At 58.6% G+C, this 14,099-nt stretch carries 13 protein-coding genes; 12 read left to right on the top strand and 1 reads right to left on the bottom strand.

Annotated features, from left to right (window positions below; translation table 11 throughout):
* The first annotated feature begins 241 nt into the window (after positions 1-241).
* From tsf to lpxB, 12 genes are all read left to right on the top strand, one after another.
* Positions 242-1,168, top strand: coding sequence for a translation elongation factor Ts (tsf, locus tag K9B32_RS20485; RefSeq protein ID WP_112659409.1), 927 nt, complete (start codon positions 242-244; stop codon positions 1,166-1,168).
* A 93-nt stretch (positions 1,169-1,261) separates the two neighbouring features.
* Positions 1,262-1,984 (top strand): UMP kinase, encoded by a 723-nt coding sequence (pyrH, locus tag K9B32_RS20490; RefSeq protein WP_007790366.1) that lies wholly within the window; start codon positions 1,262-1,264, stop codon positions 1,982-1,984.
* Between the two features lie 51 nt (positions 1,985-2,035).
* Positions 2,036-2,596 carry a ribosome recycling factor gene (gene frr, locus K9B32_RS20495; RefSeq protein WP_007790369.1) on the top strand — a complete coding sequence of 187 codons (561 nt, stop codon included), beginning with the start codon at positions 2,036-2,038 and terminating at the stop codon, positions 2,594-2,596.
* 43 nt (positions 2,597-2,639) lie between these two features.
* Positions 2,640-3,386, top strand: coding sequence for an isoprenyl transferase (locus tag K9B32_RS20500; protein WP_224565478.1), 747 nt, complete (start codon positions 2,640-2,642; stop codon positions 3,384-3,386).
* On the top strand, positions 3,386-4,219 hold the full coding sequence (locus K9B32_RS20505; RefSeq protein WP_224565480.1) for a phosphatidate cytidylyltransferase: 834 nt from the start codon (positions 3,386-3,388) through the stop codon (positions 4,217-4,219). Before K9B32_RS20500 ends, K9B32_RS20505 begins: the two co-directional genes overlap by 1 nt.
* 28 nt (positions 4,220-4,247) lie before the next feature.
* Positions 4,248-5,381: an RIP metalloprotease RseP gene (rseP, locus tag K9B32_RS20510; protein ID WP_224565482.1), complete on the top strand. Its 1,134-nt coding sequence runs from the start codon at positions 4,248-4,250 to the stop codon at positions 5,379-5,381.
* Positions 5,382-5,576: 195 nt separating this feature from the next.
* Complete coding sequence (gene bamA / locus K9B32_RS20515; protein WP_224565641.1) at positions 5,577-7,916, top strand: outer membrane protein assembly factor BamA; 2,340 nt, start codon at positions 5,577-5,579, stop codon at positions 7,914-7,916.
* 50 nt (positions 7,917-7,966) lie between these two features.
* Complete coding sequence (gene lpxD / locus K9B32_RS20520) at positions 7,967-9,028, top strand: UDP-3-O-(3-hydroxymyristoyl)glucosamine N-acyltransferase (RefSeq protein ID WP_224565484.1); 1,062 nt, start codon at positions 7,967-7,969, stop codon at positions 9,026-9,028.
* Entirely contained in the window at positions 9,021-9,488 is a 468-nt protein-coding gene (gene fabZ / locus K9B32_RS20525) for a 3-hydroxyacyl-ACP dehydratase FabZ (RefSeq protein WP_224565487.1), read from the top strand. Before lpxD ends, fabZ begins: the two co-directional genes overlap by 8 nt.
* Entirely contained in the window at positions 9,485-10,303 is an 819-nt protein-coding gene (lpxA, locus tag K9B32_RS20530) for an acyl-ACP--UDP-N-acetylglucosamine O-acyltransferase (RefSeq protein ID WP_224565489.1), read from the top strand. The genes fabZ and lpxA overlap by 4 nt, the downstream gene beginning before the upstream one ends.
* A gap of 3 nt (positions 10,304-10,306) precedes the next feature.
* Positions 10,307-11,188 carry an LpxI family protein gene (locus K9B32_RS20535; RefSeq protein ID WP_224565491.1) on the top strand — a complete coding sequence of 294 codons (882 nt, stop codon included), beginning with the start codon at positions 10,307-10,309 and terminating at the stop codon, positions 11,186-11,188.
* Complete coding sequence (lpxB, locus tag K9B32_RS20540; protein ID WP_224565493.1) at positions 11,185-12,366, top strand: lipid-A-disaccharide synthase; 1,182 nt, start codon at positions 11,185-11,187, stop codon at positions 12,364-12,366. The genes K9B32_RS20535 and lpxB overlap by 4 nt, the downstream gene beginning before the upstream one ends.
* Positions 12,367-12,395: 29 nt before the next feature.
* Here the strand turns inward: lpxB and gltA are convergent, their stop codons facing one another.
* Complete coding sequence (gltA, locus tag K9B32_RS20545; RefSeq protein ID WP_007790396.1) at positions 12,396-13,685, bottom strand: citrate synthase; 1,290 nt, start codon at positions 13,683-13,685, stop codon at positions 12,396-12,398.
* Positions 13,686-14,099: the final 414 nt, after the last annotated feature.

The following is a 14,099-nucleotide window of genomic DNA, read 5'->3' on the forward strand; positions in this document are numbered from 1 at the left end:
GAAGAAGCAGGCGGACTGAATGGTCCGCTGTGCTTTCCAGAGATTGGGAAAGGCCGCTCGCGACTCTCGGAAGTTCGGCGGCCTTGACCGTTTCAGGCGAGGGCGATCTGCCTTTCGCCAATTGAGTTTCGTTATGACGCGTTATTCATCATGCTGTCATACATACAGGTACATTTCGTGCCTCAATCCGGTGCCGCACCGCCTTTCGCGGGCCACCGTTTGAACCGACAAGAGGAAGCTTATGACCGAGATTACGGCTGCACTGGTGAAGGAACTTCGTGAAAAGTCCGGCGCAGGCATGATGGACTGCAAGAAGGCGCTGCTTGAAAACAACGGCGACATCGAAGCGTCGATCGACTGGCTGCGCGCCAAAGGCATCTCCAAGGCCGACAAGAAGGCTGGTCGCGCCGCCGCTGAAGGCCTGATCGCCATCGCCGGCGCCGGCCACAAGGCTGTTGTCGTCGAGCTCAACTCGGAAACCGACTTCGTTGCCCGTAACGACGCCTTCCAGGATCTCGTTCGCGGCATCGCCAACGTTGCTCTGACGACCGATGGCACGGTTGAAGCCGTCGCGGCTGCGACCTACCCGGCATCCGGCAAGCCGGTCGCCGATACCATCAAGGACGCGATCGCAACCATCGGCGAAAACATGACGCTCCGTCGCGCTGCTAAGCTCGAAGTCGAGCACGGCGTTGTCGCGACCTACATCCACAACGCTGCCGGCGACGGCATCGGCAAGCTCGGCGTTCTCGTTGCCCTGAAGTCGGAAGGCGACAAGGCCGTCCTGACCTCGATCGGCCGCCAGGTCGCCATGCACATTGCTGCGACCAACCCGCTCGCCATCCGCGCGGAAGAAGTTGACGCTGCCGTTGCCGAGCGCGAACGCAACGTCTTCATCGAACAGGCTCGCGAGTCCGGCAAGCCGGAAGCGATCATCGAAAAGATGGTCGAAGGCCGCATGCGCAAGTTCTTCGAAGAAGTCGCTCTGCTCTCGCAGGCCTTCGTGATCAACCCCGACCTGACGGTTGGTGCTGCGGTCAAGGAAGCTGAAAAGGAAGCCGGCGCCAAGATCGAAGTCGTTGGCATGGCACGTCTTCTCCTCGGCGAGGGCGTCGAGAAGGAAGAGAGCGACTTCGCCGCCGAAGTTGCCGCGGTCGCCAAGGGCTGATCGACCTATACATGTGAAAACCGAAGGGCATCGCGTGACAACGCGATGCCCTTCGTGTATCCGGCACACAGCGGTAATATACGAGGAGCCACGATGTCGTCAGAGCCTGTCTACAAACGCGTTCTACTCAAGGCTTCCGGCGAAGCCCTCATGGGCAGCCAGGGATTTGGAATTGATGTAGCGGTCGCAGACCGCATTGCGGCTGACATAGCCGAAGCGCGGCAGATGGGTGTGGAAGTCGGCGTCGTCGTCGGCGGCGGCAACATCTTCCGCGGTGTTGCGGTGGCTTCTAAGGGCGGCGATCGCGTCACTGGCGACCACATGGGCATGCTCGCGACGGTGATCAACGCGCTGGCGCTGGCAACGTCGCTGCGCAAGTTGAACATCGATACGGTCGTACTCTCCGCCATCGCCATGCCGGAGATCTGCGAGAGCTTTTCGCAGCGCGCGACGCTGTATCATCTCTCGCTCGGTCGCGTCGTGATCTTCGCCGGTGGCACAGGCAACCCGTTCTTCACGACGGACTCAGCAGCCGCACTGCGCGCCGCAGAAATGGGAGCGGAGGCGATCTTTAAGGGAACGCAGGTCGATGGTATTTATTCGGCTGATCCGAAAAAGGATCCCGAAGCGATCCGCTTCGACCATCTGACGCACAAGGAAGTCCTCGACAAGGGACTGGCCGTCATGGACGTCGCGGCAGTGGCCCTCGCACGGGAGAATTCCATTCCGATCATCGTCTTCTCGATCCACGAGAAGGGTGGTTTTGCTGAAATCCTCAAGGGCGGTGGCCTCAAGACCGTCGTCTCTGATAACTGATTGAGTGGGCGGCAGGTTTGCCGCAGCTTCTACCAAGACGGGAGCAATGAAATGAGTGAAGGCATCGACATCAAGGAACTCAAGCGCCGCATGGATGGCGCGATTTCCGCGTTCAAGCACGATATCGCATCGCTGCGTACCGGCCGCGCCTCGGCCAACATTCTCGACCCCGTCATGGTCGAGGCCTATGGTTCGCGTGTGCCGCTGAACCAGGTTGCCAACATCACCGTGCCGGAGCCGCGTATGCTGTCGGTTTCGGTCTGGGACAAATCGATGGTCAACGCGACGGACCGCGCCATCCGCGAATCGAACCTCGGCCTCAATCCGATCATCGACGGCCAGAACTTGCGTATTCCACTGCCGGAGCTCAATGAGGAACGTCGCAAATCGCTGGTGAAGGTCGCTCACGACTATGCCGAGAAGAGCAAGGTTGCGATTCGCCACGTGCGCCGCGACGGCATGGACGGACTTAAGAAAGCCGAAAAGGATGGTGTGATTGGCCAGGACGAAAGCCGGGCGCAATCAGATCGTGTGCAGAAGATGACCGACGAGACGATTTCTGAGGTCGACCGCTTGCTTGGCGACAAGGAAAAGGAAATCATGCAGGTTTGAGGCGTACTGCGGCTGCGCCTTGGCTGCAAGAACCGGACGGGAAATGTCGGAACGAACATTTTTGACTGTGCCAGAACACGTTGCCATCATCATGGATGGCAACGGCCGATGGGCAAAGCAGCGCGGACTTCCGCGGACGATGGGCCATCGAAAGGGCGTCGACGCTGTGCGCGAGGCAGTGCGCGCCGCGGGCGACGTGGGGATCAAATACCTCACTCTCTTCGCCTTTTCTTCGGAAAACTGGCGCCGCCCGGAAACGGAGGTCTCCGATCTCCTCGGATTGTTGAAGGCTTTCATTCGACGCGACTTGGCAGAACTCCATCGCCAGAACGTGCGCGTGAAAGTGATTGGCGACCGACACAGCCTCAAGAGCGATATCCTCGATCTTCTTGTGGACGCGGAAGAGACGACGAAGTCGAACACCGCGCTCACCCTCGTTATCGCCTTCAATTATGGTTCGCGTGACGAGATCGCTCGTGCGATGACAAGCCTTGCACGTGACGTCGAGGCAGGCCGGCTCAGGGCACAGGATATTTCTCCCGCGCTGATCAATGCGCGGCTCGACACAGCAGGTATCCCGGATCCCGATCTGATCATCCGCACAAGCGGGGAAGAGCGCCTCTCCAACTTCCTGCTCTGGCAGGCGGCTTACTCCGAGTTCATTTTCGTTCCCGAGTATTGGCCCGACTTCAGCCGAGAGATTTTCTACTCGGCGTTGGAGACCTTCGCGTCGCGGGACCGTCGATTTGGCGGATTGGTGGCACAGACGGCTGCTGCTGTGGGCACCTGATGCAGCAGGAGCTGAAGCTACGCGTTATCTCGGGCGCTATTCTTGCCGTTATCGTTCTGCTCGCTACCTGGTACGGTGGGGTCGCCTTCAGCCTGCTCTCGGCATTGATCGGGCTGTTGATCTACTATGAATGGTCGACCATTACGAAGCTTGCCACGGAACGGCCGGTTGCCAATGTAATCGGTTGGGCAGGGCAGGCAGCGATCGCGGTAGCGGTCGTTGCAGGTACGATGGGACACTCCCTGCTACTCTTGGTGCTTTTCTTCCTGATTGCTGTCGGCTTCGTGTTTACGTCAGGCGTGTCGCGCTGGTTTCCCACGGGGATCGTGTACGCCGGTCTTACCGGAATTGCGCTTTCGAGCATCCGCGGTGCCGACAGTGTCGGGCTTGTTGCGATGCTCTTCGTATTTGCGGTCGTGTGGTCGACCGACATTCTTGCCTATTTCGTCGGCCGCGCAATCGGTGGCCCGAAGCTGGCGCCGAAGATTTCTCCGGGAAAGACATGGTCCGGCGCCATTGGCGGCGCCGTCTCCGCGGTGATTGCCGGCAGCCTCGTTGCCTATTTTGCATTTCCGCAAAGCGTCGTGCTGGTGGCGCCGATCGCGTTCATCCTGTCGGTCTGCAGCCAGGCCGGCGATCTCTTCGAGTCCTTCATCAAGCGCCGCTTCGGCGTCAAGGACTCGAGCCATCTGATCCCCGGCCATGGCGGCGTCATGGACCGTGTCGACGGGCTCATTTTTGCCTGCTTTGCGGCGTTCTTGCTAGCTGGGCTTTTTTCGCTGATAAAGGGCGCCGAAATAACGTCGCTCGGTGCAGCCCTGTTCGGCGTATAATGTCTGCAAAGGCTGGCGGAAAGATCGGATGCTTGGCTTGACCGGTATATTGGCGTTCCTGACGGGCTATATGGTGCCCTTCATCCTCGTCTTGTCGTTGCTCGTATTCGTGCACGAGATGGGGCACTATCTTGTTGGGCGCTGGAGTGGCATCCGGGTACTGGCGTTCTCGATCGGCTTCGGTCCGGAACTGCTCGGCTTCACCGACAAGCATGGAACGCGCTGGAAACTTTCGCTGATACCGCTTGGCGGCTATGTCCGCTTTTTCGGCGACGAAGATGCATCGAGCAAGCCCGATGATGACAAGCTCGCGGCGATGTCGGAAGAAGATCGCGCGCGGTCGTTCGCCGGCGCGAAGCTTTGGAAGCGTGCCGCAACCGTTGCCGCCGGCCCGATTGCCAATTTCATCCTCGCGATTGCGATTTTTGCGGTTCTTTTCTCGATCTACGGTCGATCGGTCGCCGATCCTGTTGTTGCAGAAGTCAAGCCGGGCAGCGTTGCAGCCGAAGCGGGCGTGGTGCCGGGCGATCTGCTGATCGCCATCGATGGCACGAAGGTCGAGACTTTCGATGACGTCCGGCGCTACGTCAGTATTCGACCGGAGCAGCGGATCGTCGTGACGATTGAGCGCAACGGCGAGAAACTGGATGTGCCGATGGTGCCGGCCCGGACGGATATGACCGATCAGTTCGGAAACAAGATCGAGATCGGCCTTATCGGCATTGTCACGAACCAGGACGTCGGCCACTTCCGGGTCCAGACTTACTCGCCTCTGGAGGCGGTCAAGGAAGGCACGATCCAGACCTGGCACATCGTTACCGGCACCTTCAAGTATATCGGTAATCTGGTCTCCGGTTATATGAAGCCAGATCAGCTCGGCGGACCGATCCGCGTCGCGCAGGCTTCCGGCCAGATGGCGACGTTGGGCGTTGCAGCTTTGCTGCAACTCGCTGCTGTCTTGTCGGTTTCCATCGGATTACTGAACCTGATGCCGGTTCCGGTACTTGATGGTGGCCATTTGATGTTCTATGCGATTGAAGCGGTGAGGGGAAAGCCGTTGGGTTCGTCTGCTCAGGACATTGCGTTCCGCATTGGCTTGGCGATGGTTTTGAGCTTGATGGTTTTTGCCACCTGGAACGATATAAGTGCTTTGATTGGCTGATTGCTGGACGAGGGAAAATTACCGTTTATTTACGATGTTTCAAAGCTGTAGTGGCGAATGCGTCACGCTTAGAAATGAAGTAAACAGAAATTAACTTGCTCCCTTGCTTGTATGTCAAAAGCGGGTAAAACGACACACGTGGCCGGAATCGGGGGACGCCTGGAGCCGGGGACGAGAAAAAAGGTAATGGGTGAAATGAAGGCTGGTTCAAGATTTTTGAACGCAGTATCGGCGGTTGCGCTGTCTGCAGGTATTGTTGCTTCGGGGGCAGGTGCAACGGTTTTCGTCTCGGCAACGACGGCAGAAGCTGCAGTCATTCAGCGCATTGATGTGCGCGGCGCAAGCCGTGTCGGCGCCGAAGCAGTGCGCTCCAACCTGACAATCCAGCCTGGCCAGAGCTTCTCCAACACCGATATCGATGACTCGGTGAAGCAACTCTACGACACCGGCTATTTCTCGGACGTCAAGATTTCCGTGTCGGGCAGCACGCTGGTTGTTTCCGTCCAGGAAGCGCAGCTCGTCAACCAGGTCGTCTTCAACGGCAACCGCAAGATCAAGGATGACAAGCTTGCTGCTGTCGTGAAGACGCACGCGGCCGGACCTTTTAACGACGCGCAGATCCAATCGGACATTCAGGCGATCAAGGATGCGTACGCCGCGACCGGGCGCAGCGAGGTTCAGGTGACCACGCAAGTTGTGCCCCTCGGTGAGGGACGCGTAAATCTGGCTTTCGTCATCGACGAAGGTGATCGCACCAAGATTGCCGCTATTAATTTCGTTGGCAACAATGCCTACAGCTCCGGCCGTCTCTCCTCGGTCATCAACACGAAGCGCTCGAACTTCCTGTCGTTCCTGACCCGCAAGGACGTTTATAGCGAAGACAAGCTCCGTGCAGACGAAGAGACGCTGCGGCAGTTCTATTACAATCGCGGCTACGCCGACTTCCGCATCATCTCATCGGATGCGGCATTCGACGAGACAACGAACAAGTACACGCTGACCTTCAATATCGAAGAGGGCCCGCGCTATAATTTTGGTGCCGTGACCGTGCAGTCGACTGTTCCCGGTATTGATGCGGCGCAGCTTCAGGGGCTCGTCCGCACGCACGAAGGGCAGGTCTACAGCGCCAAGGAAGTTCAGAAGTCCATGGAAGCGATCTCCGATCAGGTCGCGTCTGCCGGCTATCCTTTTGCGCGCGTCACGCCGCGCGGCAACCGCGATCTGGGTAACAACACGATTGGCGTCGAATACCTGGTTGACCAGGGTGAACGCGCCTATGTCGAGCGCATCGAAATCCGTGGTAACAGCCGTACGCGTGACTTTGTCATCCGTCGTGAGTTTGACATGAGCGAGGGCGACGCCTTCAATCAGCAGATGATTACGAGGGCCAAGCGCCGCCTCGAAGCTCTCGGTTATTTCTCGTCGGTCAATATCTCCACGCAGCCTGGCAGCTCGCCGGATCGCGTCGTTGTTGTCGTTGACGTGCAGGATCAGGCGACTGGCTCGTTCGGTATCGGCGCAGGCTATGCTGCCGGCGGCGACGGTCTGCTGCTCGAAGCATCTGTCGAGGAAAAGAACTTCCTGGGTCGCGGTCAGTACATCAAGGTTAGCGCCGGTGGCGGTCAAGAAGGTTCCCAGACCTATGGCTTGAACTTCACGGAGCCCTACTTCCTGGGCTATCGTTTGGCTGTCGGTTTCGATCTTAACCACAGCGAAACGTCGAGCAACGACAACTACGACTACGAGGAAAACAGCGGTGTACTGCGTGCGACGGCGCCGATCACGGAAGATCTGGCGACAACGTTCCGCTATAACTACAAGCAGATGAAGTATGATCCCTCGGGCTCGCTGAGCAATCTGTCGGCGCCATACCAGCACCTCGTTGAAGACAGTCCGTGGGTGAAGTCGTCTGTTTCGCAGACGCTGACCTACAACACGCTCGATGACATGACGCTGCCTCGCGAAGGTATCTATGCAAGCGCCACGCAGGAAATTGCTGGCTTGGGCGGTGACTCGGAGTTCTATAAGATCTACGGTAAGGCACGGTATTACCACCTGCTGGCGGATGATGCCGATATCGTCGGTTCGATTGCGGGTTCGGCGGGTTATGTCGTCGGTTTTGGCGACAACCTGAACGTCTTTGACCAGTTCACGCTGACCAACGGCGACATTCGCGGCTTCGAGAACAAGGGCATCGGCCCGCGTATCGGCGGTGGCAATCCTGACGATCCGCTTGGCGGTACGACCTATTTCACGGTGTCGGCCGAAGCAACTTTCCCGTTGCCGGCATTCCCGCGTGACTTCGGGTTGCGCGGCGCAGTGTTCGCCGATGCAGGTACGCTGTTCGGCAACAAGGTTGATACCTTTGGCCAGGCAGTCGATGGTGAGGATGCATCACTCCGCGCTTCTGTCGGTGTTGGTCTTATGTGGGCGTCGCCATTCGGCACGCTGCGCGTTGACTACGCTATTCCGGTTCTCAAGGAAGACTTCGACAAGACTCAGCACTTCAAGTTTGGCATAAACAACCAATTCTGATATCGGCAGTCCGGAACCGTAAAACCGAATTCCGTTCTGGAGATTTGCCGATGGAGCAAAATGATTTTTTTCTGCCCCATGATGGCGTGAAACTCTCGGAGTTGGCGCAATATCTTGGGGCAGAGCTTGCCGATCTCAAAACTGCAGATGTCCTGATCCGTTCCGTTTCGCCGGTCAGCCGGGCGAAGGCGGGGGATCTCTGTTACATCATGTCGAAGAAGAGCAAGGACGAGCTCGCAACGTGTGCGGCGTCTGCCGTGCTTTGCAGCGCCGGTCTGAGATCACTGGTGCCCGATCATCTGCCTGTTCTGATTTCGAAGAATGCTCATGCGGCCTTTGCCATGGCGGGGGGCTATCTCTATTCGAAGGCGCTGCGGCCTGAAGCACTGTTGTCTGAAGCTTCCGGTATCTCCGATCGTGCGATCGTTGATCCGACGGCCCGGCTCGAGGACAAGGTTTCAGTCGAGCCATTCGCGGTCATCGGCGCGCATGCCGAAATCGGCGAGGGCACACATATCGGAGCGGGCGCGGTCATCGGACCGAACGTCAAGATCGGCCGCAATTGTACGATCGCGGCTGGCGCAAGCGTGCTGTGCGCACTCGTCGGCAACGGCGTCATCATTCACAACGGCGCGCGGATCGGCCAGGATGGCTTCGGTTATGCTCCAGGTCCGCGCGGGATGATCAAGATCGTGCAGATCGGTCGGGTCATCATTCAGGACCATGTCGAGATCGGCGCCAACACGACGATCGATCGCGGGACGATGGATGATACGGTCGTCGGCGAAGGCACAAAGATCGACAATCAGGTACAGATCGGCCACAACGTCCGCATTGGACGCCATTGCGCGATTGTTTCCCAGGTCGGTATTGCCGGCAGCACGGTGCTTGGCGATGGCGTGCAGATCGGCGGTCAGGCCGGACTGAACGGACATATCAAGATCGGTGACGGAGTGCAGATCGCCGCGAAAAGCGGCGTGATCGGAGATATACCTGCCGGCGAACGTTACGGTGGTGTGCCCGCGCGTCCGATCCACGATTTTCTGCGAGAGACGGCAGCGATTTTGGCGCGATCAACGGGCAGCAAGAAAACGGGAGAAAAGAATGACTGAGGAAGCCAAGACTTCGCTCTCTTCGGCAGATATCATTGAGATCATGAAGCTGCTGCCACATCGTTATCCGTTCCTGCTAGTGGACAGGATCATCGATATTGACGGCGACGAATCCGCGGTAGGCATCAAGAACGTGACTGCAAACGAACCGCATTTCACCGGTCACTTTCCCGAATCGCCAATTATGCCGGGTGTACTGCTCATAGAAGGCATGGCGCAGACGGCTGGAGCGATCTGCGCCAAGAAGCAAGACGAAACCGGGAATCTGGTCTACTTCATGACGATCGATAATGCGCGTTTCCGCAAGCCGGTCATTCCCGGCGATCGTGTCGAATATCACGTGAAGAAACAGAAGCAGCGCGGTAATATCTGGAAGTTCCATTGCGATGCTAAGGTTGATGGAGCGCTCGTCGCCGAAGCTGACATCGGGGCGATGATCGTTCGCAAGGATCAAGCATGAGCACCATAGCAGCCAGCGCCAGCATTCACGCCATGGCGGTCGTCGAAGATGGCGCCGTGATTGGCGAGAACGTCAAGATTGGCCCTTTTTGCCACGTTGGGTCGAAGGTCGCGCTGGGCGATAATGTGGAACTGCTGGCGCATGCGGTTGTGTCCGGCAAGACGACGATCGGTAAGGGCTGCCGCATTTTCCCGATGGCCGTTATCGGTGGAGATCCCCAGAGCGTTCATCATGGCGGCGAAGAGACGACCCTGACGATCGGCGACAACTGCACTTTCCGCGAAGGCGTGACGGTAAACACGGGAACTGCCGATTTCGGTGGCCAGACGATTGTCGGCAACAACAATCTCTTCCTGGCGAATTCGCATATCGCCCATGATTGCCGGGTCGGAAACAACGTCATCATGTCCAACAATGTGATGCTCGCGGGCCACGTCACGATCGAGGATCGTGTCATTCTCGGTGGCGGCTGTGCCGTGCATCAGTTCACGCGCGTCGGCCGGCAGGCCTTTGTCGGTGGGCTCTCGGCGGTCAGTTATGATGTCATTCCCTATGGCATGCTCAATGGCAATCCCGGTCTTCTGAGCGGCCTGAACGTCGTTGGCATGACCCGCGCTGGTGTTGACCGAGCGACGATTCATGCGGTGCGGCGCGCCTACAAGGCGATCTTCGAAGGCGACGGTTCGATCCGTGACAACGCCGCCGCGATCCGGGATGAGTTTGCCGATTGCGAACAGGTCATTCAGATTCTCGACTTTATCGCCGCGGAAAGCGATCGCGCTCTTTCCTCTCCGACCAGGGGACAGAAAGGGTGATGCTTGGCTCTCGCTGGTGACATGGCAAAAGGCCGCTTGGCAATCATCGCAGGCAGCGGCCTTCTACCGTCTCATGTCGCCACTGCGGCGCGGCAAGCAGGCGAGAACCCCTTCATCATCGCTCTGAAGGACGAGGCCGACCGTTCTTGGGAAGACTTTGACCACGCCGTCATTGGCGTCGGCGACTTCGCCGCTCTCAACCGGATCTTTGAAAGCAACGGCATAGATCGCGTTGTCATGTCTGGTGGTGTACGCCGGCGCCCGGAGTGGCGCGAAGTTCGGCCGACACTGAAGACCCTCGCGAAATTGCCGTCGACAATCCGTACGCTGCTCGCTGGCGGCGACGATACGGTGCTGCGCATGGTCATCGCCTTGATCGAAGAGAATGGACGCCGGGTTGTCGGCGCGCACGAGATCGCACCGGATCTGCTTGCCTGCGTCGGTCCACTGGGCGCCGTGCAGCCAAGTGCCGACGACACGAAGGACATAGTACGAGCAGCAGAAGCGGCGGATGCGCTCGGTAGGCTGGACGTTGGTCAGGGGTCGGTTTCAGTCGGTGGCCGTATCGTCGCGCTCGAGGGAGTGGAAGGCACAGACAGCATGCTGGAGCGTGTCGCGAACCTGCGGTCAGCCGGACGGATTTCCGCGCGCCGGCGCGGAGTGCTCGTAAAACTCTGCAAGCCTCAGCAGGATATCCGCGCGGACCTGCCGTCGATCGGTATTTCGACGATCGAGAACCTGCGCCAGGCGGGATTGGCCGGCGTGGCGATTGAGGCGGGTCGCTCGCTGATCCTGGAGCGTGACGCTGTCATAAAGGCTGCGGATGAGGCCGGTATCTTCGTGTGCGGACTGGATAGGGGATTGCCATCCTGGGGGCTAGCGTGAGCGAGGCTTCACTGAAAGTTGCCATTATTGTTGGAGAGGTTTCGGGCGACCTCTTGGGCGCGGACCTGATCGCCGCCTTGAAACGGCAGTTTCCTGGCAGTGTGGAATTGATCGGCGTCGGTGGCGAGGGGCTGGAGGCGCAGGGCCTGCGCTCGCTTTTCGATTTCTCCGAACTGCAGGTCATGGGCATCACGCAGGTTCTTTCGAAACTGCCACGGCTGGTTCGGCGTATTGGTGAGACGGCGACGACGATCATAGCCGCGAAGCCTGATGTGCTTATTATAGTCGATAGTCCCGACTTCACTCATAGGGTCGCAAAGCGCGTGCGAACGGCGCTGCCCGACCTGCCGGTTGTTAATTATGTTTGTCCCAGCGTATGGGCGTGGAAAGAATACCGCGCGCAGCGCATGCGCGCCTATGTCGACCAGGTGCTGGCGGTCTTGCCCTTTGAGCCGGAAGTGATGCGCAAGTTGGGCGGTCCGCCAACGACCTACGTCGGTCACCGTTTGACCGCCGATCCGAACCTGCTGGGCGCGCGACGCCAGCGCGAGCAGACGAAACCTCGAAACGAAAGCGACCGCAAGACGGTGATGTTGCTGCCGGGTTCGCGCTCGTCCGAGATCATGAAGCTGCTGCCGCATTTTGGCGATGCCGTGAGCGAGCTAGTGGCCCGCAACGGAGATGTGCGCTTCGTTTTGCCGACCATGCCGCGCCGCGAATCCATGATCCGTGATCTCGTCAAGGATTGGACGACCAAGCCCGAGATCGTGACGGGCGCGGAGCAGAAGTGGCAGGCATTCGCTGAAGCGGATGCGGCCATGGCCGCATCCGGGACTGTCGTGCTCGAGCTGGCACTGACGGGGGTTCCCTGCATTTCGGCCTACAAGACGGACTGGATCATCAAGCTCATGACCAGCAAGATCAAAACGTGGAGCGCGGCTCTCCCGAACCTGATCGCCGATTACGCGATTGTACCCGAATATATCAATGACGTGGTCCGCGGCGGCAGCTTTGCACGCTGGATGGAGAAGCTTTCGGCAGACACCTTGCCGCGGCGGGCGATGATGGAGGGGTTTGACGTTCTCTGGCAGAGGATGCAGACCGAGAAGCCGCCCGGAGAACACGCGGCAGAGATCGTTCTCGACGTCCTTCAAAAGAAAAAGCCCGGCCATTTCTGACCGGGCTTTTTGCTGTCTGCTATCGCAGTTTAGCGCTTGGAGACCGGCAGGTAATCACGCTGCGGCTCGCCGATGTAGAGCTGGCGCGGGCGACCGATACGCTGTTCCGGATCTTCGATCATCTCATTCCACTGGGCAATCCAGCCGACCGTGCGAGCGAGAGCAAACAGCACGGTGAACATGGTCGTGGGGAAGCCGAGGGCCTTCAGCGTGATGCCCGAGTAGAAGTCGATGTTCGGATAGAGCTTCTTCTCGATGAAGTATTCATCGGTCAGTGCGATGCGCTCGAGTTCCATCGCGACTTCGAGCAACGGATCGTCCTTGACGCCGAGTTCGCCGAGAACCTCATGCGTCGTCTTCTGCATGATCTTGGCGCGCGGATCGTAGTTCTTGTAGACGCGGTGACCGAAGCCCATCAGACGGAACGGATCGTTCTTGTCCTTGGCGCGGGCAATGTATTCCGGAATACGGTCAACGGTGCCGATCTCGGTGAGCATGTTCAGCGCAGCTTCATTGGCGCCGCCGTGAGCCGGGCCCCAGAGGCATGCAATGCCGGCCGCGATGCAGGCAAACGGGTTTGCGCCCGACGAGCCGGCGAGGCGGACGGTCGAGGTCGAAGCGTTCTGCTCATGATCGGCATGCAGGATGAAGATGCGGTCCATGGCGCGGGCCAGCACCGGATTGACCACATATTCCTCGCAGGGAACTGCGAAGCACATGCGCAGGAAGTTCGAGGCGTAGTCGAGATCGTTCTTCGGGTAAACGAAGGGCTGGCCGATGTGATACTTGTAGGCCATGGCAGCGAGCGTCGGCATCTTGGCGATCATCCGCAGGCTTGCGACCATGCGCTGATGCGGATCCGTGATGTCGGTGGAATCATGGTAGAAGGCCGACAGCGCGCCGACGCAGCCGCACATGACGGCCATCGGATGCGCGTCGCGGCGGAAGCCAGTGAAGAACCGGCTCATCTGCTCATGCACCATCGTGTGATGCGTGACGCGATAGTCGAAATCCTTCTTCTGGGCAGCGGTCGGCAGTTCTCCGTAGAGAAGCAGGTAGCAGACCTCGAGGAAGTCGCCGTGCTCGGCAAGTTGCTCGATCGGATAACCGCGATGAAGCAATACGCCGGCATCACCATCGATATACGTGATTTTCGATTCACAGGATGCGGTCGAGGTGAAACCAGGATCGTACGTGAAGGAAGCCGTATTCTTGTACAGGGCGCCGATATCGATGACATCAGGGCCAATCGTGCCGCTCTTGACGGCGAGATCGACTGATTTATCACCGATTTTCAGTGTTGCGCTTTGTTCCGTCATTCTGATCCTCCAAACTGGCGGTTGGCGCCATAAAAGCGCCATAGGGTTAAGCGTCGTCGACGATAGCTATATGATCGCGCGCCGAATGCCAAGTTACCGTGGTGCCATTTTGTGCATTGCAGTATCAACTTTTGGGCACTGCTGCGATGAACCCTGCGCATAGCAGAAGCTAATGATAATCCTTGGCTTTTCTGACTTCCGATTTTCCTTCAGATTTCAATCGATTATTGTTGCTTCAAGCCTCGCGAGCTTGCATTGTGGTTGCAAGGGCCGCTACTTTTGGGCGCAGATGCATGCCGGGGTTGAAGCCATTTGAGGTGAGAGACCCGGCGCCGATGCGCCTGCTCGTGCGGCAGAGCGTTATTTTCTCCGGGCTCAATCTGCTCCCAAGCCTCCGCGCCTTCCGCACGCAAT

The organism is Rhizobium sp. 3T7 (assembly GCF_020166565.1).
In the GTDB taxonomy this organism is placed as follows: Bacteria; Pseudomonadota; Alphaproteobacteria; order Rhizobiales; family Rhizobiaceae; genus Rhizobium.

Bases quoted from the DNA above. Each gene is read 5' to 3' on its own strand.
- lpxD (WP_224565484.1), top strand. From the start codon at position 7,967: ATGGAGCAAAATGATTTTTTTCTGCCCCATGATGGCGTGAAACTCTCG.
- rseP (WP_224565482.1), top strand. From the start codon at position 4,248: ATGCTTGGCTTGACCGGTATATTGGCGTTCCTGACGGGCTATATGGTG.
- lpxA (WP_224565489.1), top strand. From the start codon at position 9,485: ATGAGCACCATAGCAGCCAGCGCCAGCATTCACGCCATGGCGGTCGTC.
- fabZ (WP_224565487.1), top strand. From the start codon at position 9,021: ATGACTGAGGAAGCCAAGACTTCGCTCTCTTCGGCAGATATCATTGAG.
- tsf (WP_112659409.1), top strand. From the start codon at position 242: ATGACCGAGATTACGGCTGCACTGGTGAAGGAACTTCGTGAAAAGTCC.
- gltA (WP_007790396.1), bottom strand. From the start codon at position 13,685: ATGACGGAACAAAGCGCAACACTGAAAATCGGTGATAAATCAGTCGAT.
- K9B32_RS20505 (WP_224565480.1), top strand. From the start codon at position 3,386: ATGCAGCAGGAGCTGAAGCTACGCGTTATCTCGGGCGCTATTCTTGCC.
- frr (WP_007790369.1), top strand. From the start codon at position 2,036: ATGAGTGAAGGCATCGACATCAAGGAACTCAAGCGCCGCATGGATGGC.
- bamA (WP_224565641.1), top strand. From the start codon at position 5,577: ATGAAGGCTGGTTCAAGATTTTTGAACGCAGTATCGGCGGTTGCGCTG.
- pyrH (WP_007790366.1), top strand. From the start codon at position 1,262: ATGTCGTCAGAGCCTGTCTACAAACGCGTTCTACTCAAGGCTTCCGGC.
- K9B32_RS20500 (WP_224565478.1), top strand. From the start codon at position 2,640: ATGTCGGAACGAACATTTTTGACTGTGCCAGAACACGTTGCCATCATC.